The sequence below is a fragment of the Sphingomonas sp. GW821-FHT09B04 genome, assembly GCF_059418285.1.
Genome location: NZ_JBWKPO010000002.1, coordinates 13,371 through 34,179, shown reverse-complemented (window position 1 = coordinate 34,179; position 20,809 = coordinate 13,371). Strand labels below are relative to the sequence as shown.

At 65.7% G+C, this 20,809-nt stretch carries 27 protein-coding genes; 18 read left to right on the top strand and 9 right to left on the bottom strand.

Annotated features, from left to right (window positions below):
* Positions 1-129: 129 nt before the first annotated feature.
* On the bottom strand, positions 130-555 hold the full coding sequence (locus AC07NK_RS06015; RefSeq protein ID WP_447728419.1) for an OsmC family protein: 426 nt from the start codon (positions 553-555) through the stop codon (positions 130-132).
* A gap of 110 nt (positions 556-665) precedes the next feature.
* On the opposite strand from AC07NK_RS06015, the gene AC07NK_RS06010 reads away from it, so the two are divergent.
* The 3 genes from AC07NK_RS06010 (at position 666) to AC07NK_RS06000 (ending at position 3,510) form a co-directional block, all read left to right on the top strand.
* Positions 666-1,763 (top strand): sensor histidine kinase, encoded by a 1,098-nt coding sequence (locus AC07NK_RS06010; protein WP_495169679.1) that lies wholly within the window; start codon positions 666-668, stop codon positions 1,761-1,763.
* 102 nt (positions 1,764-1,865) lie between these two features.
* A complete protein-coding gene (locus AC07NK_RS06005; protein WP_495169678.1) occupies positions 1,866-2,666 on the top strand; it encodes a LytR/AlgR family response regulator transcription factor in 801 nt (266 codons plus the stop codon).
* Between the two features lie 91 nt (positions 2,667-2,757).
* A complete protein-coding gene (locus AC07NK_RS06000) occupies positions 2,758-3,510 on the top strand; it encodes an isocitrate lyase/PEP mutase family protein (RefSeq protein ID WP_495169677.1) in 753 nt (250 codons plus the stop codon).
* A gap of 126 nt (positions 3,511-3,636) precedes the next feature.
* Here AC07NK_RS06000 and AC07NK_RS05995 read toward each other — a convergent pair whose 3' ends face one another.
* Both AC07NK_RS05995 and AC07NK_RS05990 read right to left on the bottom strand, forming a co-directional pair.
* Positions 3,637-3,903, bottom strand: coding sequence for a DUF3297 family protein (locus AC07NK_RS05995; RefSeq protein WP_495169676.1), 267 nt, complete (start codon positions 3,901-3,903; stop codon positions 3,637-3,639).
* A 68-nt stretch (positions 3,904-3,971) separates the two neighbouring features.
* Positions 3,972-4,397, bottom strand: coding sequence for a hypothetical protein (locus AC07NK_RS05990; protein ID WP_495169675.1), 426 nt, complete (start codon positions 4,395-4,397; stop codon positions 3,972-3,974).
* A gap of 196 nt (positions 4,398-4,593) precedes the next feature.
* On the opposite strand from AC07NK_RS05990, the gene AC07NK_RS05985 reads away from it, so the two are divergent.
* From AC07NK_RS05985 to pal, 7 genes are read left to right on the top strand one after another with little or no spacing between them, the layout of a single operon-like run.
* Complete coding sequence (locus AC07NK_RS05985) at positions 4,594-4,995, top strand: EVE domain-containing protein (RefSeq protein ID WP_495169674.1); 402 nt, start codon at positions 4,594-4,596, stop codon at positions 4,993-4,995.
* A 53-nt stretch (positions 4,996-5,048) separates the two neighbouring features.
* Positions 5,049-5,501 carry a tol-pal system-associated acyl-CoA thioesterase gene (gene ybgC / locus AC07NK_RS05980; RefSeq protein ID WP_495169673.1) on the top strand — a complete coding sequence of 151 codons (453 nt, stop codon included), beginning with the start codon at positions 5,049-5,051 and terminating at the stop codon, positions 5,499-5,501.
* 7 nt (positions 5,502-5,508) lie between these two features.
* Positions 5,509-6,213, top strand: a complete 705-nt coding sequence (gene tolQ, locus AC07NK_RS05975) for a protein TolQ (protein WP_495169672.1) — start codon at positions 5,509-5,511, stop codon at positions 6,211-6,213.
* A complete protein-coding gene (gene tolR / locus AC07NK_RS05970; RefSeq protein WP_495169671.1) occupies positions 6,213-6,647 on the top strand; it encodes a protein TolR in 435 nt (144 codons plus the stop codon). Before tolQ ends, tolR begins: the two co-directional genes overlap by 1 nt.
* Complete coding sequence (tolA, locus tag AC07NK_RS05965; protein ID WP_495169670.1) at positions 6,647-7,474, top strand: cell envelope integrity protein TolA; 828 nt, start codon at positions 6,647-6,649, stop codon at positions 7,472-7,474. Before tolR ends, tolA begins: the two co-directional genes overlap by 1 nt.
* A complete protein-coding gene (gene tolB, locus AC07NK_RS05960) occupies positions 7,471-8,832 on the top strand; it encodes a Tol-Pal system beta propeller repeat protein TolB (RefSeq protein WP_495169669.1) in 1,362 nt (453 codons plus the stop codon). The genes tolA and tolB overlap by 4 nt, the downstream gene beginning before the upstream one ends.
* Before the next feature lie 46 nt (positions 8,833-8,878).
* A complete protein-coding gene (pal, locus tag AC07NK_RS05955; protein ID WP_495169668.1) occupies positions 8,879-9,394 on the top strand; it encodes a peptidoglycan-associated lipoprotein Pal in 516 nt (171 codons plus the stop codon).
* A gap of 74 nt (positions 9,395-9,468) precedes the next feature.
* Here the strand turns inward: pal and AC07NK_RS05950 are convergent, their stop codons facing one another.
* Complete coding sequence (locus AC07NK_RS05950; RefSeq protein ID WP_495169667.1) at positions 9,469-10,113, bottom strand: glutathione S-transferase family protein; 645 nt, start codon at positions 10,111-10,113, stop codon at positions 9,469-9,471.
* A 198-nt stretch (positions 10,114-10,311) separates the two neighbouring features.
* On the opposite strand from AC07NK_RS05950, the gene AC07NK_RS05945 reads away from it, so the two are divergent.
* The 5 genes from AC07NK_RS05945 to AC07NK_RS05925 all read left to right on the top strand — a co-directional run bounded on the left by AC07NK_RS05945 (position 10,312) and on the right by AC07NK_RS05925 (position 12,558).
* Positions 10,312-10,731: a hypothetical protein gene (locus AC07NK_RS05945; protein WP_495169666.1), complete on the top strand. Its 420-nt coding sequence runs from the start codon at positions 10,312-10,314 to the stop codon at positions 10,729-10,731.
* 105 nt (positions 10,732-10,836) lie between these two features.
* Positions 10,837-11,730, top strand: coding sequence for an SPFH domain-containing protein (locus tag AC07NK_RS05940; protein WP_495169665.1), 894 nt, complete (start codon positions 10,837-10,839; stop codon positions 11,728-11,730).
* Positions 11,731-11,737: 7 nt separating this feature from the next.
* The gene (locus AC07NK_RS05935) at positions 11,738-11,941 is read left to right on the top strand and encodes a type II toxin-antitoxin system antitoxin (protein WP_495169664.1); all 204 of its coding nucleotides are present in this window, start codon (positions 11,738-11,740) and stop codon (positions 11,939-11,941) included.
* Position 11,942: 1 nt separating this feature from the next.
* Positions 11,943-12,155 carry a hypothetical protein gene (locus AC07NK_RS05930; protein WP_495169663.1) on the top strand — a complete coding sequence of 71 codons (213 nt, stop codon included), beginning with the start codon at positions 11,943-11,945 and terminating at the stop codon, positions 12,153-12,155.
* Between the two features lie 127 nt (positions 12,156-12,282).
* On the top strand, positions 12,283-12,558 hold the full coding sequence (locus tag AC07NK_RS05925) for a hypothetical protein (protein WP_495169662.1): 276 nt from the start codon (positions 12,283-12,285) through the stop codon (positions 12,556-12,558).
* Here AC07NK_RS05925 and AC07NK_RS05920 read toward each other — a convergent pair whose 3' ends face one another.
* From AC07NK_RS05920 to AC07NK_RS05905, 4 genes are read right to left on the bottom strand one after another with little or no spacing between them, the layout of a single operon-like run.
* Positions 12,559-13,437: a S1/P1 nuclease gene (locus tag AC07NK_RS05920; RefSeq protein WP_495169661.1), complete on the bottom strand. Its 879-nt coding sequence runs from the start codon at positions 13,435-13,437 to the stop codon at positions 12,559-12,561. It lies immediately after the preceding gene.
* Positions 13,438-13,446: 9 nt separating this feature from the next.
* Positions 13,447-14,433: an isoaspartyl peptidase/L-asparaginase family protein gene (locus tag AC07NK_RS05915; RefSeq protein WP_495169660.1), complete on the bottom strand. Its 987-nt coding sequence runs from the start codon at positions 14,431-14,433 to the stop codon at positions 13,447-13,449.
* The gene (locus tag AC07NK_RS05910; RefSeq protein WP_495169659.1) at positions 14,434-15,582 is read right to left on the bottom strand and encodes an acyltransferase family protein; all 1,149 of its coding nucleotides are present in this window, start codon (positions 15,580-15,582) and stop codon (positions 14,434-14,436) included.
* A gap of 31 nt (positions 15,583-15,613) precedes the next feature.
* On the bottom strand, positions 15,614-16,810 hold the full coding sequence (locus AC07NK_RS05905) for an acyltransferase family protein (RefSeq protein WP_495169658.1): 1,197 nt from the start codon (positions 16,808-16,810) through the stop codon (positions 15,614-15,616).
* Positions 16,811-16,909: 99 nt separating this feature from the next.
* On the opposite strand from AC07NK_RS05905, the gene ispG reads away from it, so the two are divergent.
* Complete coding sequence (gene ispG / locus AC07NK_RS05900; RefSeq protein ID WP_495169657.1) at positions 16,910-18,034, top strand: flavodoxin-dependent (E)-4-hydroxy-3-methylbut-2-enyl-diphosphate synthase; 1,125 nt, start codon at positions 16,910-16,912, stop codon at positions 18,032-18,034.
* Positions 18,035-18,160: 126 nt separating this feature from the next.
* On the opposite strand, the gene AC07NK_RS05895 is transcribed toward ispG, so the two are convergent.
* Positions 18,161-19,039 (bottom strand): LysR family transcriptional regulator, encoded by an 879-nt coding sequence (locus AC07NK_RS05895; protein WP_495169656.1) that lies wholly within the window; start codon positions 19,037-19,039, stop codon positions 18,161-18,163.
* Positions 19,040-19,145: 106 nt separating this feature from the next.
* On the opposite strand from AC07NK_RS05895, the gene bla reads away from it, so the two are divergent.
* Together bla and AC07NK_RS05885 are read left to right on the top strand one after the other, a co-directional pair.
* The gene (gene bla / locus AC07NK_RS05890) at positions 19,146-20,063 is read left to right on the top strand and encodes a subclass B3 metallo-beta-lactamase (protein WP_495169655.1); all 918 of its coding nucleotides are present in this window, start codon (positions 19,146-19,148) and stop codon (positions 20,061-20,063) included.
* Between the two features lie 31 nt (positions 20,064-20,094).
* On the top strand, positions 20,095-20,802 hold the full coding sequence (locus tag AC07NK_RS05885) for a hypothetical protein (RefSeq protein ID WP_495169654.1): 708 nt from the start codon (positions 20,095-20,097) through the stop codon (positions 20,800-20,802).
* The last annotated feature ends 7 nt before the right edge of the window (positions 20,803-20,809 follow it).

Here is a 20,809-nt window from a genome sequence, read left to right as displayed (position 1 = left end):
CGGCCTTGTGCCGGGATCCACCGGGAGGCAGGCGCGGCATTCGAGCCTCTTGCTCGGCCCTCGCGGCACCGTGGACCCCGGCACAAGGCCGGGGTGACGGCTAGGGGATCGGGGCTTCCGCCCCACTCCTCACACCAAAGTGTGCGTCAGCGTGATCTCGGCGTTGAGCACCTTCGACACCGGGCAATTGGCCTCGGCGTCCTTGGCCAGCTTCTCGAACTCGGCCGGATCGATCCCGGGGATCGATGCGGTCAGCGTCAGGTCCGACCGCGTGATCGCGAAGCCGCCGTCCTTCTGCTCCAGCTTGATCGCCGCTTTGGTCTCCAGCGTGCCTTCCGAATAGCCCGCACGGGCGAGGCCGAAGCTCAGCGCCATGGTGAAGCAGCCGGCGTGCGCCGCGGCGATCAGTTCCTCGGGGTTGGTGCCCGGCTCGTCCTCGAATCGCGTGTTGAAACCATAGAACTGGTCGGTCAGCACGCCCGACTGGGTGGTGATCGCACCCTTCCCTTCCTTGCCGAAGCCGGAGTAGCGGGCGGTGGCGGTACGGGTGGTCATGGGAACATCTCCTCGTTGCAACACGTTCGATTCGATTGCGTAACGCCGGGATAGCGCAAGGTGTCCCGCTTTGCGCGACGAGGATTACCGATTAGAGAAATCGACAACACATGCAGAATCCCGCCGTCATCTCCCGCCCCTTCTTCGAGCAGAAGAGCCGCGCCTTCTGGATGCTGCAGGGCGCGGGCTGGGGCGGCTATCTGCTGCTGCGCGCGGTTTCGAACTTTTCGAACCGCACTTTCAGTTTCGAGGACCTGATCCGCGTCACGATCGAATCGATCGTCGGCTATTGCCTCACCTTGCTACTCTCTGCGCTATACGGTTATTTCCGCCGCCTCCCCCGCATCACCGGCATCCTTGCGACAATCGCGACGCTCGCCGGAGCAACGCTCGTTTATGCCATCCTCACCGGTTTCACCGTCTCGGTCATGCGCGGTGATCCGGGGATCGAGATCTCACTGGTATTGGGCAGCCTGTTTCTCAATTTCACCGTGCTGGCCGGCTGGTCCGCGCTCTATTTCGGCATCAACTTCTACCTGATCGTCGAGGATCAGATCGACCGGATGGAGATGCTCGAGAATCAAGCGTCGTCGGCACAGCTCGCGATGCTGCGCTACCAGCTCAACCCGCATTTCCTGTTCAACACGCTCAATTCAATCTCGACGCTGGTGCTGCTCAAGCAGACCGACCGCGCCAATGCGATGCTCGCGCGCCTGTCCAACTTCCTGCGCTACACGCTCGCCAACGAACCCACCGCGCACGTCACGGTGGCGCAAGAGGTGGAGACGCTGAAACTCTATCTCGAGATCGAGAAGATGCGCTTCGAAGAACGGCTCAAGCCCGTATTCGACATCGATCCGCGCGTGGTGAAGGCCCGCCTCCCTTCGCTGCTGCTCCAGCCTTTGGTCGAGAATGCGATCAAATACGCCGTCACCCCGCAGGAGGAAGGCGCCGAAATCGCCGTCGCGGCTCGGCTCACCGGCGAACGGGTGCAGATCACCGTATCGGACACCGGGCCGGGATTGATCGAGGGCAAGAACCGGCCAAGCCTTTCAACCGGGGTCGGGCTTACCAATATAAGGGAACGTCTGGCACAAGCTTTCGGGCCGGATCATCGGTTCGAGGCGCGATCGACCCCCGGCGGGGGTTTCCGCGTCGAGATCGAAATTCCGTTCCAGGTCGAGGAGCAAGCCAGACAAGCAGCCTGACCGGAACCGCGCCGTAACGAACTCGTTAGGGCACAAAGGCAGGGGATTGTTAGCGCCGCTTCGGGGCATCGATGCGGCGCCGGATGAGAGTAAAGTGAAACCATGACGATCCGCACCATCCTGGTCGATGACGAACCGCTGGCCATCCAGGGCCTCGAGCTGCGGCTCCAGACGCACGAAGATGTCGAGATCATCGACAAGTGCCAGAACGGACGCGAGGCGATCCGCGCGATCAAGACGCACAAACCCGATCTGGTCTTTCTCGACATCCAGATGCCCGGCTTTGACGGCTTTTCGGTCGTGCAGGGACTGATGGAGGTCGAGCCGCCGCTGTTCGTGTTCGTCACCGCCTATTCGGACCACGCGATCCGCGCATTCGAAGCGAATGCGATGGACTATCTGATGAAGCCGGTCGACGAGGCCCGCCTCGCCGACACGCTTGAGCGGGTGCGCCAGCGCCTGACCGAGAAGCGCGGCGTCGAGGAAGTCGAGAAGCTCAAGGAAGTGCTCGCCGAGGTTGCGCCCGACGCCGCCGAGGAATTCGCCGGCGACAATCCCGAAGTCGCGTCGAACCGTTACGAGAAGCTGATCAACATCAAGGATCGCGGCCAGATCTTCCGCGTCGATGTCGACACCATCGAGGTGGTTGAGGCCGCGGGCGATTACATGTGCATCAAGACCGCGGACAACACGCTCGTGCTGCGCGAGACGATGAAGGATCTCGAAAAGCGCCTCGACCCGCGCCGTTTCCAGCGCGTCCACCGCTCGACCATCGTCAATCTCGATCAGGTCAAGCAGGTCAAGCCGCACACCAACGGCGAATGCTTCCTTGTCCTCGATTCGGGATCGCAGGTGAAGGTCAGCCGCTCCTATCGCGACGTCGTGGCGCGCTTCGTCCACTGACGCGGCTTCGCCGAACGGTCGTTTATCAGCAAGAAACGGGATTGTTCCCTCTTCGTTCCGGCAGTAGAACTGCCGGAAACAGGAGGAATCGATGACCGCCAAATTCGATCGCTTCGCCGCGCTGCATGCGCCGCGCGCGCCGCTGATATTGTTCAATGTCTGGGACGCAGGATCGGCCAGCGCCGTGACCGTGGCGGGCGCGCAGGCGCTCGCCACCGGCAGCGCCTCGGTCGCCCGGGCCCATGGCTTCGGCGATGGCGAGGTGGTGCCGCTCGACCTCGTTCTCGACAATGCCGCGCGGATCGTCGCTGCGACCGACCTGCCGGTGTCGATCGATTTCGAGGGCGGCTATGCGGTGGAACCTGAGGCGGTAGCGGCCAATGTCGCGCGCCTCGCCGCAACCGGCGCGGTCGGCTGCAATTTCGAGGATCAGGTAATCGGCGGCGAGGGCATCCACCCCTGTGCGGTTCAGGCCGAGCGAATCGCGGCGATTCGCGCCGCGACCGGCCCCGCCTTTTTCATCAATGCGCGCACCGACATTTTCCTGCAGGCCAAAGCCGATACGCATGATGAAGCGAAGGTCGACGCCGCCATCGCCCGCGCCCACGCCTATGCCAAGGCCGGCGCGAGCGGCTTCTTCGTCCCCGGCCTCGCCAATCTGGAACTGCTGGCGCGGGTCTGCTGGGAATCACCGCTGCCGGTGAACTTCATGGCCTTCCCGGGCGCGCCCGATACCGCCGCGGTCGCCGCGACAGGCATCGCACGAATCAGCCACGGACCCTTCCCATGGCGTGCGGCGATGAAGGGACTGGAGGACGCGGCGCGGGAAGCGTTCGGCGGATAGTCGCACTCAAGCCGTCACCCCGGCCTCGTGCCGGAGTCCACGGCTCCCAAGCGGTGTCGGTGAGCCTTTTGACCCGTGCCCGCCTCCCGGTGGATCCCGGCACAAGGCCGGGATGACGGGGCAGACTTAAGCTTCTTCCGAAGCCCCATCCTCGGACGAGGTCTCGAACCACGCCTCGACCGGGCCGCTGAGCTTGATCGTCAGCGGATCGCCCTTGCGGTCGGTCTTCTTGCCGAGCTGGACGCGAATCCAGCCTTCGGAGACGCAATATTCCTCGACGTCGCGGCGCTCGTTATCCTTGAAGCGGATGCCGATGCCACGCTGAAGCAGCGTCTGGTCGAAATAGGGGCTCTTCGGATTGACCGAGAGCCGGTCGGGAGGGGTATCGCTCATACGCGCCCCTCTAACCAAAAGCGGCGCGGGAATAAACCCGCGCCGCCCTTGCTGTCGCTGTGCTTGGGTCAGCGGCAGTAGCGCACGTTCACCCGGCGCCCCAGATACGGGTCGTACACCCGGCGGACCGAACAGCCGCGCCAGCCGCGCTGCTCGTAATGGCGGTAGTAATAGCCATCGCGCGGATAATAGCCGCGGCTCTGATAATAGGGCCGGTCGTAATCGTAATAGCTTTTGTCGTAGTTGTAATATTGACGGTCATACCCGTCGTAATAGCGATCGTCATACCGGTCGCGATAACGATCGCGATAGCGATCCCGGCCCGATGATGCGATCGCGGCACCGATCGCGATACCGGCGATACCAGCAACGACTGCCGTGCCGGTGTTATCGCGGTCGCGATGACGATAGCGCTGCGCTTCCGCCGGCGCAGCCGCGGTGAGCGCGGTGGCGCCAAGCGTCAGTCCGAGCACCGCTTTGGTGATGGTCTGCATGACTTCCTCCTCGTGCAAAGCTGCACCTGTCGACGCCGGAAACGCATATGCGGGCGCCTTGGATGCATATCTGCCCGATTCGATCTGAACTGTCCCAAAATCGCGTGTTCACTTGCGGTTTATGGAGGTTTGCGTTTTGAAGGCGGCAACGGCCAGTGCCGGCCGGCGCGAGCCGCCATAAAACAAGGAACCTCCCATGAACCTCTGGCTGATGAAGTCCGAACCCGACGTTTTCAGCTGGGATGACCTGGTCCGTGACGGCAAGACCGAATGGGACGGGGTGCGCAACTACACTGCTGCCGGCAACATGCGCGCGATGAAGCTCGGTGACCGGGCCTTCTTCTATCACAGCAATATCGGGCTTCAGATCGTCGGCATCATGGAAGTGAGCCGCGAGGCCAAGCCCGATGGCGAGGGCAAGCATTGGGTCTCGGTCGAAATGAAACCGGTCGAACCGCTGACCAATCCGGTAACACTCAAGCAGGTGAAGGCCGAACCGAAGCTCACCGAGATGGAGCTCGTCAAATTCTCGCGCCTCTCGGTCGGCAAGGTCACACCCGACGAGTGGAAGCAGGTTATCGACATGTCGAAGCCGTAACGACCTGCCAACGGGTTCCCCTCGCGACTCCTCGCCGCTAGGGAAGATACTTAATGCCCGCCGACGACCCCGTGATCGCCGGCCGCTTCGACGGTCTGGAGCATCGTTTCCCGGTCCGTGTCTATTTCGAGGACACGGACCTGTCGGGGGTGGTCTATCACGCCAATTATCTGCGCTTCATGGAGCGCGCGCGATCGGACATGCTCGGGCTGACCGGCATCAATCAGCGCGCGGTGTTCGAGGCCGGCGAAGGCGCATTCGCGATCACGCGCATGAAGCTGCGCTTTGCTGCACCCGCACGGCTCGATGACGCGTTGATCGTCGTCAGCCGGGTGGTGCGCGTACGCGCCGCGTCCGTCGACATTCAGCAACGAGTCATGCGGCACGGGGAATTGCTGGTTGAAGCAGAGGTCGAAGCCGCGTTCGTGGCGCCATCGGGGCGTTTGCGGCGGCTTCCGGCAGGGTGGGCCGATGCATTCGTGCCGCTTGTCATGATGGGGAATTGAGCGACACATGGACTGGTTCATTAATACCAACGCACACACGTCGGTGATCGGCCTGTTCCTGCAGGCGAAATGGGATGTGCAGGCGGTGATGATCGGCCTGCTGCTCGCCAGCATCTGGACCTGGGCGATCATCTTCAGCCTGCGTGGACGCATCGCCGCCGCACGCAAGTCGACCGAAGCGTTCGAGCAGGATTATCGCAAGAGCGACGATATCGACGTGTTCTACCGCATGCATGGCGATGCCACCCACCCGGTCGCACGCGTCTTTGCCGCGGGCGTTACCGAATGGCGCCGCTCGACCGGCGGTCGCGCGCTCGACAAGGAAGGCACGCGTGAGCGGCTCGCGACGACGATGGGCGCCGCGGTCGCGCATGAGATCGACAAGCTCTCGGATCGCCTCAACATTCTCGCCACGATCGGCTCGGTTGCGCCGTTCGTCGGCCTGTTCGGCACCGTGCTCGGCATCATGCGCAGCTTCACCGCGATCGCGGGCGAACAGAGCACCTCGCTCGCCGTGGTCGCACCGGGCATCGCCGAGGCGCTGCTCGCCACCGCGATCGGCCTGTTCGCCGCAATCCCCGCGGTGATCGCGTACAACCGCTTCAGCCACGGCATCAACCGGGTCGAAGCGCACCTCAACCGCTTCGCCGACGGCTTCCACGCGACGCTCAGCCGCCAGCTCGACAGCGGCCCGACACCCGGCAAGCTCTGATGGGCGCGAAGCTCCCCTCCGCCCGCGGCAAGGGCCGGCGCGCGCCGATCGCGGACATCAACGTCACGCCGCTGGTCGACGTGATGCTGGTGCTGCTGATCATCTTCATGGTGACGGCGCCGCTGCTCACCGCCGGGGTTCAGGTGAACCTGCCCGAAAGCCGCGCCAAGCCACTCGAGCAGGACCAGAAGCCGGTCCAGATCACGATCGACCCGCAGGGAAAACTCTATCTAGACAATGACGAGGTCACCGAGGAAGGCCTGCCCGCCCTGCTCGAAGGCATCGCCGGCCAGAATCCCGACGACAAGCCACAAGTCTATCTGCGCGCCGACCTGCGCCTCGAATACGGCAAGGTCATGCGCGTGATGGGTGAGCTCAACCGTGCCGGCCTTAACAAGGTGTCGCTGGTGACGGCGCCGGTGGACGGCGGCTGATGGCAGTGGCGATCGACCGGCGCGAGGGAACGGGACTTGGCCTGGCGGTGCTGGGCCATGCGGTCCTGCTCGGCATTCTCGCATTCGGTCTGATCCCCAAGCATGAGCCCGAGAAGATCGAGGCGACCCCGATCGAAATCTCGCTGACCGACGAAGCCGGCATCAAGAGCGAGGCCCCGGTGATCAACCGCGAGGCACCGGCCGAGCGGCTTGCCGAAGTCCCCGCACCGCCCGAGCCGGTCACCCCGCCGCCGGTGGCGCAGCCCGAGCCCGAACCGGTGGTGCGACCCAACCCCGCCCCGCCCAAGCCCGAGCCGCGCCCGGCGCCGAAGAAGCCCGAGCCGCCCAAGAAGGCCGAACCGAAAAAGGCCAGCGCCCCTGCGCCCAAGGCCCCCGCACAGCCGACCCGGCGCGAGGTGCGCCCGACCGGCCGCCTCACCGGCATCGTCAACGGCCTCACCGATCAGCCGAGCAAGGGCAAGGCGACCACACCGCAGGCCAGCCAGATCGGGCCGGCGGTCAAGTCGAGCCTTGCCGCCGAGGTCATCCGCCAGCTCCGCCCGCACTGGCGCTCGCCCACCGGCGCCGATGTCGAGCTGCTGCGCACCACGGTCGAGATTCGCCTGAAGCCCGACGGCTCGCTCGCCGCGCCGCCGCGCGTGATCAACCAGACCGGCGTCAACGCCAGCAACCGCGCGCAGGCCGAGTTGCACAAGGAGCGCGCGCTCAACGCCGCGCGGCTGGCGGCCCCGTTCAACCTTCCCGCCGAATATTATGAGGCGTGGAAGATCCTCAAACCCAATTTCGACAGGAACCTCAGCCGATGAAGCCATTAGCCCCGCTCGTCGCCCTCCTGATCGCCGCGCCCGTCGCCGCGCAGCAGGTGACCCCGCCGCCTATTCCCGCCCCTGCGCAGGAAGAGGAAGGCCTCAGTGTCGACGTCACCGACACTGCCTCGGCCGATCTCACGATCATGATCCCCGCCATGCCCGCGGCGCAGGCGGTTCAGACCCCCGCGGGCAATACCGAGACGCTCGGCCGCCAGATCGCCGAGGTCGTCGCTGCGGACCTGCGCAACACCGGGCTGTTCAAGCCGGTCGGTCCCGACGGCGTGCGTGCGCCGTCGGTCGGAGAGGTCCGCGCACCCGACTTCAGCTATTGGCGCAACGGCAGCGCGCAGGCGCTGGTGCAGGGCTATGTCCAGGCTGGCGCGGGCGGCCGCCTCACCGTCGGCTGCTATCTCTACGATGTCGCGCTCGGCACCCAGCTCACTCGTTCGGGGTTCGAGGTCGGCCCGTCCGACTGGCGCCGCGCCGCGCACAAATGCGCGGATTCGATCTACTCGCGCCTGTCGGGCGAAGGCCCCTATTTCGACAGCCGCGTCGTCTATGTCAGCGAGACCGGACCCAAGAACAAGCGCATCAAGCGGCTCGCGATCATGGATCAGGATGGCGCCAACCACCGCTTCCTGACCAACGGCCAGTCGATCGTGCTGACCCCGCGCCTGTCGCCTGACGACCGCCGCATCGCCTATATGAGCTATCAGGGCGATAAGCCCGCGCTCTATGTCTACGATCTGTCCAACGGCACCCAGCGGCTGCTCGTCACCAATGTCAGCATGGCGTTCGCGCCGCGCTTCTCGCCTGACGGCAAGTGGATCCTGTTCACCATGTCGACCGCGGGCAATGCCGATGTCTATCGCGTCTCCGCCACGGGCGGCTCGCCGCAGCGGCTGACCAGCGGCCCGGGCATCGACACCGGCGGCAGCTACTCGCCCGACGGCAGCAAGATCGTGTTCGAGAGCGACCGTTCGGGCACGCAGCAGCTCTATGTGATGAACGCCGACGGATCGAACCCCCAGCGCATTTCGTTCGGCGGCGGGCGTTACGCGACGCCGGTGTGGAGCCCGCGCGGCGACCTCATCGCCTTCACCCGCATGGGCGGCGGCTTCCGCATCGGCGTGATGAGCCCGTCGGGCAGCAGCGAGAAACTGCTGACCGAGGCCTGGGGTGACGAGGGTCCCAGCTTCTCGCCCAATGGCCGCGTGCTGATGTTCTACCGCGGTGCACAGGGCCGCGCGGGCAAGGCCGATGTCTGGTCGGTGGACCTGACAGGCGCCAACGCCCGGCGCATCCCCACCCCGCTCGATGGATCCGATCCGGCTTGGGGACCGTTACGTCCCTGAACCGAACCCGCTCACCGAATCTGTAATGCCTAGGGAGATACGACCAATGGCAAAGTTTAAAACCGCTCTCATCATCGCCACGATGGCAGTTGCCGTCGCCGGTTGCTCGAAGAAGCGCCCTGAAACCCTGCCACCCGGCCCGGGCGAGGTCGATACCGGCCCCACCACACCCGGCCCCGACACGGGTGCCGGCGTCCAGCCGGGCACTGCCGCGCACTTCAAGCAGAATGTGTCGAGCGACACCGTGCTGTTCGGCCTCGACGAGTATGACATCGACGCGCAGGCGCGCACGATCCTCGACAGCCAGGCGCAGTGGCTGACTCAGTATCCGAACACGCGGATCACGCTGGAAGGCCATGCCGACGAGCGCGGCACGCGCGAATACAACCTCGCGCTGGGCGACCGCCGCGCCAATGCGGCCAAGAACTATCTCGCGGCACGCGGCGTCTCGGCAACGCGCATCACCACGATCAGCTACGGCAAGGAACGCCCGATCTCGCTCGGCTCCGACGAGCAGAGCTGGGCGCAGAACCGCCGCGCGGTGACCGTCGTCATCAACTGATCGGCCCTTTGCGGACGAACAAGGGGGCGCGGACCGCATGGTCCGCGCCCTTTTTGCTGCCGCGGTGCCGGCGCTCAGCCAGCCGGCGCGTTGATCGCCAGCTGCGCGGCAAAGGCGCGCTGATAGGCCGGCCGCGCCTCGCCGCGGGCGACATAGGCGGCGAGCCGGGGAAACTCGTCCAAGATCCCCGACATGCGCAGGCGCAGCAGCACCGAAGCCATCATCAGATCTCCTGCGCTGAACGCGCCGTCGAGCCACTCGGCATCGCCAAGATGGTCGGACAACTGCGCTGCCCTGGCGCGAACCCGATCCATGACCAGCGGCATCCGTTCCTGCGCCCACGGCTTGTCGCTTTCGTGGATTCGGGCGTTCGACAGATCGAAGATCGGCGGCTCGACCGTATTGAGCGCCGCGAACATCCACATGATCGCGCGGGCGCGGGCATCGGCATCCGCGGGCAACAACCCCGCGTGCGTCTGCGCGATATGCAGGACGATCGCGCCGGTCTCGAACAACACCAGCCCGCCCGCCTCATAGGTCGGGATCGCGCCAAAGGGGTTCAGCGCCAGATGCGCAGGCTCCTTCATCCCCGCAAAGGAGACGAGGCGAACGTCATAGGGCTGGCCGACTTCCTCGAACGCCCAGCGCACACGCGTATCGCGCGCCAGTCCCCTGCCGCCGTCCGGCGAGCGGTCAAAGGCGGTAATGGTGGGATTCATCGCGTCCATCTCCTTGCTCGAGCCAGAGGAAGTTCCGGCTTCATGATGACGACGAACGGGCATACCGGGAATCGACATTCGTTGCGCAAATCGGTCGAGGCTCCGCAATCGCCGGCGCCGATTGTCCTGAAGCGCATGAGAACATATCATGAACTTTTCTCTTTCCTACACGGTATCGCTGCGCGCATAAACTGGTCGATGCGCGACTTCGATCTTCCCCCCTTCGCGGAAACCGCAGCGATCCCGGCCTTCACGCCGGTGCCGCTCACCCGCCACCGCCGCGACGGCTGGACGCCCGAACGGCAGCGCAGATTCATTGCCACGCTCGCGTCCACCGGCCAGGTCGCCGTCGCGGCACGTGCTGCGGGTCTCAGTGTCACTTCGGCCTATAAACTCCGCGGACGGATCGGGGCGGACAGCTTTGCTACGGCGTGGGACGGCGCCCTCGCCGACGCCCGGGCACGCGCGCTGACCCTCGCGATGGACGCCGCCTTTACCGGCACCCTCACGCCGCGCCGCTATCGCGGGAACTTCACGGGCACACTCGTTCGCCGCGACGACATGCGTGCGCTCCTCGCTGCGCTGCGTGCGCTAACCGCCACCCCGCCCTCGGGCTAAGTTGAAAAATGACGCGAATGTCCCGCAACTTTGCCTGCAGCCGATTCCGCTTGCGCCTCCCCAAATTCGATATAAAACTGATATCATAATTTATAGGAGGCAAACATGTCCGATTCGAACCCCCGCGCGCTCCGCAGCAGCGCCGAACGCCCTGCATCCACCGCCAGCGGCTATGCCATGCTGCTGCTCGTCCTCGGCACCATCGCCGTCATCGCCGCCTCTGCCACGCAGGTCGGCCACGCACTCTGGGCGCCGCCGGTGATCGCCATCAGCGTCATCATCCTCTGCTTCATCGCGTGCGGCTTCTACCTGCTCCAGCCCAATCAGGCCGCAGCGATCCTGCTGTTCGGTGAGTATCAGGGCACCGATCGCACCAACGGCCTGCGTTGGGCGTGGCCGTGGCTGATCAAGAAGAAGGTGTCGGTCCGCATCCACAACATCACCTCGGAACGGCTCAAGGTGAACGACCTGCGCGGCAACCCGATCGAGATCGCCTCGAATGTGGTGTGGCGCGTCGCCGACACCGCACAGGCGCTGTTCGACGTCGACGACTATCGCGAGTTCGTCCACATCCAGATCGAGAGCGCCGTGCGCGCGATCGGCTCGCGCTATCCCTATGACGACTTCACGCATGAGGAGATCACGCTGCGCGGCAATGCCGATCACGTCAGCGACGAGTTGCGCATCGAGCTGCAGGAACGGGTCGAGATGGCCGGCGTGCACATCGACGAGTGCCGCCTCACCCACCTCGCTTATGCGCAGGAGATCGCCCAGGCGATGCTCCGTCGCCAGCAGGCCGAGGCCGTGGTCGCCGCGCGCAAGACGCTGGTCGAGGGCGCGGTCGGCATGGTCGAAATGGCGCTCGAGCAGCTCTCCGAAAAGAATGTCGTCGAACTCGACGACGAGCGCCGCGCGGCGATGGTCTCGAACCTGATGGTCGTGCTCTGTTCGGAACGCGACACCCAGCCGGTGGTGAACGCGGGCTCGCTCTACCAGTAAGCGTGTCATGAGTGTGCCACCCAAAAAGGCGTTCCCGCTCCGCCTCGATCCCGCGCTCTACGCGGCGATCGAGCGGAGCGCGGCAACCGACCTGCGCAGCGTGAACGCGCAGGTGGAATGCCTGCTGCGCGAGGCACTGGCCCGGCGCGGCGTCAAGCTCGCGGACCCGGTGCGTGCCAAGCGCGGGCGGCCACCCAAGGAGGAAAGCTGAGATGCGTTCGAACCCATGCCCCAAATGCCAGGGATCGATGTCCGAAGGCTTCGTGGTCACCGAACGCCACAGCAAGCTGACGTTGCTCAACTGGTCGCGCGGCGCCCCACGCAAGGGCTGGTTCGGGGTCAAGTCCGGTGAGGGGAAGCCGATCGAGATCAGCACCTGGCGCTGCCAGCGCTGCGGCTTTCTCGAAAATTATGCGCGCAGCTAGGCGCGCGCCGTCAACACAAGGAAGTTGAGATGATGATCGCATTGTTCGCCCGCCGGGAGCACCTCCCCCGCCTCGCCGGGCTGTCTGTCCTGCTACTGGTCGCTGGCGTCACCGCCGCGGTGCTGTCATGAGCCCCCGCGCCTATCTCGACGCGCTCAAGGTGCGTGAAGGCTATTGGTTCGCCCAGAAGCTCTATGGCTATGGCGCGGTCCCGGTAACCTGGCAGGGCTGGCTGAGCACGCTGATCTATCTCGCGGTGGTCGGGTTGCTCGCCTGGCTGATGCCGACCGGCGCGCTTAAACTGACCGCGATCGTCCCGGTCAGCGCCGCCTATATCTATTTCATCTGGACCAAGACCGATGGCGGCTTCCGCTGGCGCTGGGGTCCGGAGAAGAAGGATTGATCAGCGCGCGGGCCGGGTCTCGGCCGGCGGCGGCGGGCCGAACGCCTCGTCAAGCAGCCGGGCAAGGCGCAAGCCGCCACGGGTAATCTGCTGGCGCATCACCGGCACCAGCCGCTCGACGGTCGCGTCGTCCATCTTGCCGCGCGGCGGCATGTCGGTCCGGCACGGATCGCCGCCATAGGCCGCCGCATAGGCTTCCTTGGCGATTTCCCAATTCTCGCGGCTCCAGTCCTCGACCGTGCCCGCCCCGATCGATGTCCGGTCCGCCGCCGGATAGGCGACGATCAGCGGCGGCGGGGTCGAGATCGCTCGTTCGGCCAGCCAGCCGTCCCAGATGGTGTGGAGGTTCAGCCGCTCCGGCCCATAGACGCCATAGTCCGACCGCGCCCGGTTGCCGCCCAGATCGCCCTTGTCTCCGGCATGCAGCGGCTGGTGCAGGTCGCCGACGAAATGGACGAGAAACGCCAGCGCCATGACCTTTTCGCGGACCGGCACCTTGGGGTCCTGCAGCAGCTTCACGCCGCGCTCGACCTGTGCCGAAACGCAATTGCCGTCGGGACAATTGCCCTTGAGCGAGAACGGCTTGCAGATGTTCACGTTCTGATAGTGCCAGTTATAGGCATAGCTGAACCGCGCGCCGAGCGGCTTGATGCAGTCGGCCCACACGCTCGCCTGCTCGATCGTCTTCGCCGGACAGGTCGGCGTTTCGAGCAGGCCCTGTTTGGCCAGCATCCGGTCGATCGCCCGCCGCGTCTCAGGCTTCACATTCTTGTAGGCGATCGAGGCGATCGTCTCGTGCCCATATTCCCAATAGGCCATTGCCGGGCTGGCGATGAGCGATGCGGCGAGCGCGGCGGCGGCGAGGATGCTGCGAATCATGGCCGCGCCTTAGTCTTCGTCGCCGTAAATCGCGACGGTCTTCTTGCCGCCTGCGGAGACCTTGCCGCGGTACATGCCCGAGGTGTTGAAGCTCCACGCCATCTCGCCGTTCGGCCCGGTCAGGATCACCCCGCCGGTACCCCCAAGATCAGCCGTCTCCTTCATCACCACGTCCGCCGCAGCCTTGAGGCTCTCACCCTTGAAACGCACGCGCGCGCAGATCTCGTGGGCCACGCCCTCACGGATGAAATACTCGCCCGCCCCCGTCGCCGAAACGGCACAGGCACGATCGTCGGCATAGGTGCCGGCACCGATCACCGGCGAATCGCCTACCCGGCCCCAGCGCTTGCCGGTAATCCCGCCGGTCGAGGTCGCAGCGGCAACATGACCCCTGGCGTCCATCGCCACCGCACCAACGGTACCGAATTTGCGATCGACGTCGAACCAGCTGACCTTCTTCGCCTTCAGCGCTTCAAGCTGGCGGCGACGCTCCTCGGTCGCGAAATACGATGGATCGACCTGCACCAGCCCCTTCTCGGCGCTGAACTGGTCCGCCCCCTTGCCCGAAAGCATGACGTGCGGGCTGTCCTCCATCACCTTGCGCGCAAGGCTGATCGGGTTGCGGGTCCGCGTCACACCGGCAACCGCGCCCGCCCGCCGCGTCGTACCCTCCATGATCGAGGCGTCGAGTTCGTTGGTGCCGTCATAGGTGAATACGGCGCCGCGGCCCGCGTTGAAATTGGGATCGTCCTCCAGCACCTTCACCGCCGCCTCGACCGCATCGAGTGCGCTGCCACCCCCCGCCAACACCTTCGACCCGGCCTCGAGCGCGGCGTCCAGCCCCTTGCGCGCCGCCGCCTCGCGCTCGGGCGTCATCCTTGTGCGCTCCATCACCCCCGCCCCGCCATGGATCACCAGCGTCCATTGCGGCTTGGTCTGCGCCATGGCGGGAATCGACATCAGCAGGCCTCCGGCGATAAGGAACAGGCGGGTCATTCAGGCCTCCGGGCTTGGTTTGGGACGGTCGCGCCGCTCCATTCTGAGGCCGATCAGCGGCCGCAGCAACGGAATCTCACGGCCGATGCGGTAGAAGATCCAGCAGCCGAGCGCCGTCACCGGCACCAGGATCGCGAACTCGGCGACCCCCGGCAGATTGAGCTTGAGCAGCCAGTACATCGCGACGACGATAATCGTCTGATGGATCAGGTAGAAGGGAAACACCGCTTCGGTCAGCATCGGCCGCAGCGTGTGATCGCGGTTCAGATACTTCTCCGCAAAGCCGATCAGCGCAGCGATCGTCATCCAGCACTGAATATAGCGCGCCGCGAGCATCACCCGCCCCACCGCCCATGGCGGATCGGCGACATAGGCGATGTCGATCGCGACCGACACGACATAGCCGGCAAAGCCGATTACTGCCGCGGGCTTCCACAGCCGGGCGATCCAACCCATCACCGCATCCGACCCCGCCAGCGCAAAGCCGAACAGGAAGGCGGGGAAATAGGCGAGATGCGCGATGCCGTCGTTGATCACGTCGTGGCTGTCGCTCCAGCGCTGGAACACCACCACCTGCGTGATCAGCAGATAGGCGGTAGGCAGCCACAACACGCGTGTCCCGGCGAACAGCCGATCGAACATGCGCTGGAACCAGTTCCCTCCTGGCAGCAGCACGATCAGGGCGAGCGCGAGCGTATAGAGCCAGAGATAGCCGACGAACCACAGATGGTTCCAGGTCGGCACGACGATCCCGGCGATCTTGCCGAAATACCAGTAATGGTGCGCCCAGAAGGTCCAGTAGTTGAACCAATAGCCATGCTGAGTGGTCAGCTCGACCCAGGTTTGCGGCGGCACGATCACCGCGACGCCGAACAGCAGCGGCACGATCAGCCGCCAGCTGCGGTTGGCGACGAACCGGCCCGGCTTGCGCGACTTCATCCACAGCGCCCGGCTGGCATAGCCCGAGACGAGGAACAGCAGGGTCAGCCGCCAGGGGCTGGTGAACAGCATCGGCACCGTCACCCATTCGGCGGGGGTCGCGGTCTTCACATGATAGCCCCAGGGAACGAAGACCATGCCGATATGATAGAGGATCAGCAGCGCAAACGCGCCGACCCGCAACCAATCCATGCCATAATGCCGTTCCACCCCTGCGCCTTAGCGCGCCCGGACGCCCATGTCAGGCCGGTTGCGGCAAAACTTCGGGCGGCTGGCGCGGCGTCCGCGGTCCAAGCCCGATCAGCGGCCGCAACCAGCCGAACTCGCGCCCGAACAGGTAGAAGGCCGCACAGATCGCCGCCGTCCCTGCCAACAACGTGGCGAACTCAAGCAATGGACTGAGCCGGTAGGGCAGCGAGTACCAGGTAATCAGCACGATCGCCGGCTGGTGCATCAGGTAGAAGGGGAATACCGCCTCGGCGAGCGGCTTGCGCCAGTGATGATCGCGGTTCCAGTGGCGGTCGGCGAGCACGAACAGCACGATGGTCATCGTCCACGCCATCGCCGCGACCGCCGCGCGCTCGGCCGCCATCACCCAATGCGACGGAACCGCTTCACCCGGAAAGATCAGCTCGACCGCGACGACGATCGCGCCGGATGCCGCCGCGAGCGCCAGTGCCGCTTTCCACCACCGTTGAAGCGGCGCCCAGAGCTGTGGCGAACCGGCAAGGACGAAGCCGAACAGGAACATCGGCAAATACTGCGCATGGCCGGCCCAGTCGCGGAACAGGCCATGCTCTTCCTCGACCAGGAAGGTCAGCACCACCTTGACCGCCGCCAGCGCTATCACCGGCGCCCACAGGATCCGCCAGCCCTTCGCCAGCCACGCTACCAGCCAGACCGTTCCCTTCTCAATCGGGCTACGGCCCCATGCCAGTGCGGCGGCGAGGATCGCGGTGTAGGTCCAAAGATAGGCGACGAACCACAGATGCTCCCAACTCGGAAATTCGCGCCCCCAGAACTCGCCCGAACGCCAATAGTCATGTGCCCAGAACTGAATCAGGCCATGGGGATAGCCCTTGTCCATCACCCGCACCCACATCTCGATCGGCACGAGTACCGCCATACCGAACGCCAGCGGGATCAGCAGGCGGACGTTGCGTGAGCGCAGGAACGTGCTCGCGCTGCCCGACTTGGTGAACAGGTGCCACGACGCATAGCCCGACACCGCGAACAGCAACGGCAACCGCCACGGCGTGAGCAGCGACATCGGCGCGATCAGCGCGTCGACCCGATAGGGCGTCTTGATCACCCAGTCCCACGGCGCAAACACCATGCCGATATGGTAGACGATCAGCAGCATAAAGGCGGCGATGCGCAGCCAGTCGAGGCCATAATGGCGGTTGATGCGCGGGGAAGGTTCGGTCGTTTCGGTCACCTCCGAGCCTATAGCCACGCCGGCTCACCAATTGGTTAGCGCCGCCTTCCTCGCCCGCTGACGATCGGCTATAGGGCGGGCGAACCCAGAGGAACCTCAATGTCCGTGCGTCCCTGGCGCGATATCGCGCGCCGCCAAAGCCGCCAGATCATGGTCGGCAATGTGCCCGTCGGCGGCGATGCGCCCGTCACCGTCCAGACGATGACCAACACCCCGACCGATGACGTCAAGGCGACGATCGACCAGATTCGCCGCTGCGAAGAGGCCGGCGTCGATATCATCCGCGTGTCCTGCCCAGACGTCGCGAGCACCGCGGCATTGAAGCAGATCGTACGCGCGGCGCAGGTGCCGATCGTCGCGGACATCCACTTCCACTATAAGCGCGCGCTCGAAGCTGCCGACGCGGGCGCGGCATGCCTGCGCATCAACCCCGGCAATATCGGCAGCGCCGACCGCGTCAACGAGGTGGTCAACGCCGCCAAGGCCAATGGCTGCGCGATCCGCATCGGCGTCAACGCCGGCTCGCTCGAGAAGGACCTGCTCGAGAAATATGGCGAGCCCTGCCCCGAGGCGCTGGTCGAAAGCGCGCTCGACCATATCAAGCTGCTGCAGGACCGCGACTTCCACGACTTCAAGGTCGCGGTGAAGGCAAGCGACCTGTTCCTCGCGGTCGCCGCCTATCAGCAGCTCGCCGAAGTGGTCGATTGCCCGCTGCACCTCGGCATCACCGAAGCGGGCGGCTTCGTCGGCGGGACGGTGAAGAGCGCGATCGGCATCGGATCGCTGCTGTGGTACGGCATCGGAGACACGATCCGCGTCAGCCTCTCGGCAGAACCCGAGGAGGAAGTCCGCGTCGGCTTCGAGATTCTGAAGGCGCTCGGCATCCGCAACCGCGGCGTCCGCGTGGTCAGCTGCCCAAGCTGCGCACGGCAGGGCTTCGACGTGATCCGCACCGTCCAGACGCTGGAGGAACGGCTCCAGCATATCCGCACCCCGCTGTCGCTTTCGGTGCTGGGCTGTGTCGTCAACGGACCGGGCGAAGCACGCGAGACCGATATCGGCCTGACCGGCGGTGGCAACGGCAAGCATATGGTCTATCTCTCGGGCCTGACCGATCATACGGTCGAGGACGCCGACATGCTCGACCATATCGTCAAGCTGGTCGAGGCCAAGGCGGCGGAGATCGAGGCGGCAGACGCGGCGAAGGCCGAAGCGGCAGCCTGAGACGGCGCCGAAAGTCCCAAAAGTCACACTGCCACGCGCGCGCGAGGGCCGGACACCAGCTGAGGAATCGACGACGTCAAAGAGCGGCCGGAAGCCTCCGGCCCGTCGAGTGAAGCAGGCGAAATCCTACATTTCAAGCGGTGCGGCAGCCTCCGCCAGCCACGCCGCGAACGCCCGCATCGCCACGCTCTCCCGGCGTGAGTTGAGCCGGGTGAGCCAGTAGCGGCCGAGCTGGATCTCGACCGCAAAGGGCTGGACGAGACGCTCCGCCGCGAGGTCGCCCTCGAACATCGCGGGCGGGGCGAGCGCGACGCCATGGCCACCCAAAGCGGCGGCGATCATCAGCGTGGAACTGTCGAACACCGGGCCGGTCAGTCGCGGTGATGGCGCGCCGGCGGTTTCGAACCAGCGCGGCCATTCGTCGGCACGGTAGGAGCGCAGCAGCGTTTCGCGGGCGAGGTCGGCCGGGCCTGACAGACGCCCCGCAATAGCGGGGATGCAGAGCGGCGATAATGGCGCGGCGAGCAGCGGCACCGCGTGCGTCCCATGCCACGCGCCGTCGCCGAAGCGTATGGCATAGTCCAACCCCTCCCCGGCCAGATCCACCCGGTTGTTGTTGGTCATCAACCTGAGATCGATCTCTGGATGCACATGCTCGAACGCGGTGAGCCGGGGCAGCAGCCAGCCGGTGGCAAAGGTGCCGACCACGCCCAGCGTCAGCACCTCGCGCATCCGCCCGCCTTCATAGCGGTCGAGCGTCGTCCCGATGCGGTCGAACGCCTCGCCCAGCACCGGCACCAACGCCAGCCCCTCATCGGTGAGCGCCAGCCCGCGCGGCAGGCGCCGGAACAGCGGCACGCCCAGCCGCCGCTCCAACGACGCGACCTGATGGCTCACCGCGCCCTGGCTGACGCACAGCTCAAGCCCGGCGCGGGTGAAGTTGAGGTGGCGCGCCGCAGCCTCGAAGGCACGCAGGGCATTGAGCGGAAGCTGAGGGCGATCCATGCGCCATCCATGAACTGAGCTCATAGCTAAGTCGAGAATTGATGCTTTGTACGCTGGAAGCAGGTTCGCCACTCTCTGGCTCCACACCGAAACGGAGCGAATGGCGATGAGCAGAACTGGCGTCTTGATTGCGGCCCTGATGACCCTGACCGGTGCGGCCGTCGCGCAGGATGCCGATCGCGACGACCCGCTGCTGCGCCCGATCGCGGCGGACTATGCCAAGCAATGGCTGGAGCCGCAGACGCCGGTGCGGATGCACGGGCAAAGCTATTATGTCGGGTTTCAGGGGCTGGGCGTGGTGCTGATCCGCACCGATGCCGGACTGGTGTTGATCGACGCCGGGGTGCCGCAAGCGGTGCGCGCGATCCAGGCGAACATCCGCAAACTCGGTTTCGACCCGACGCAGATCAAGTACATCCTGATTACGGAGCCGCATTGGGATCACGCGGGTGGCGCAGCAGCACTCGCACGCGACAGCGGCGCGACGGTGATCGCAGGCGCTGCAGCGGTCGCCGAGCTGCGCCGCGGCAATGTCGGCAAGGACGATCCGCAAGCCAGCATCCACGAACCCATGCCCGGCGTGTCGCGCATCCGCGGCATGCGCGACGGCGAGCAACTGCGGATCGGTGGCGTGACCATCGTCGCGCGGGCGACGCCGGGACACACGGCGGGCAGCACCAGCTGGCAATGGCAATCGTGCGAGGGCAAAACCTGCGCGACCTTCGTCTTCTCCGCCAGCATCAACCCGGTGAGCGACGACCATTACCGGTTCACCGACCATCCCGAGCGCGCGGCGCTGCTGCGCCGGGGTGCCACGGCGCTGGCCGGGCTACGCTGCGACGTCGCGATCCCGTCGCACCCCGGCACCAACGACACGCTCAAACACCTCGCCGCGCTGGAGCGGTCGCGGACGCCCAATCCGATGATCGACGGGAAAGCGTGCAAGACGCTTGCCGCGACCTACACCGAACGGCTCGACAAGCGGCTGGCGAAGGAGAAGTCGGAACCGCGCACCGGCGATTGACCCGCGCCCGCGGACACGCCAACCACGGCCGGTGAGTTTTCCGATTCCCCTCGCGACAGCGCTGCTCATCTCACCGGCGGCGGCGGAGCAGCCGCGGTTCGAGACGGTCGTCGTCGGTAGCTGGACGATCACGGACGAGGAAGCGACCTGCGACGCCGGCTTCGCGGTCGACGGCGAGGACGTGCTGCGCATCTCCGGCCCGATCTATGGCTGGAAGGATGGGCCAAGCGGCGGCGTGTTCCACCATATCGGCTTCGAGAAGGGTGACTATACGCTGCCTGCGGGCACCTTCCCGGTCACCATCAGCTGGGCGGATGCGAGCGGGACCGTGACACGCGCACGGGCGACCGGCGAAGCCGTCGACCTTAGCGACGGCCTGCTCGTCTATGCCGACCGCAAGGCGCCGGCGATCGGCATCCTCGGCCGCCTTCCTGCCAATGGCTGGATCGCCTTCTCCGTGAGAGGACGCGAATTGTATCGCGTGCAGCTGTCGCAGGTCGATGAAGCCGTTGCGGCGCACAGCGCGTGCATGGACTTCATCACCCGGCAAAAACGTCCGGGCACGCGCGACAGCGGGCGGATGCCGCTCCCGCCCAAGCCGCCCAGGCCGCCCGAACTGATCCCGTTGCCGCCGCCGGCACCGGTGCCGCCGTCCTATGCGCCGCCCAAGGCGCCCGCCGAACCTTCGATCGATGTCGCCCCGGCCTATCCGGCGCCCGCCAAGCCTGACCGGCGATAGGCGCGCC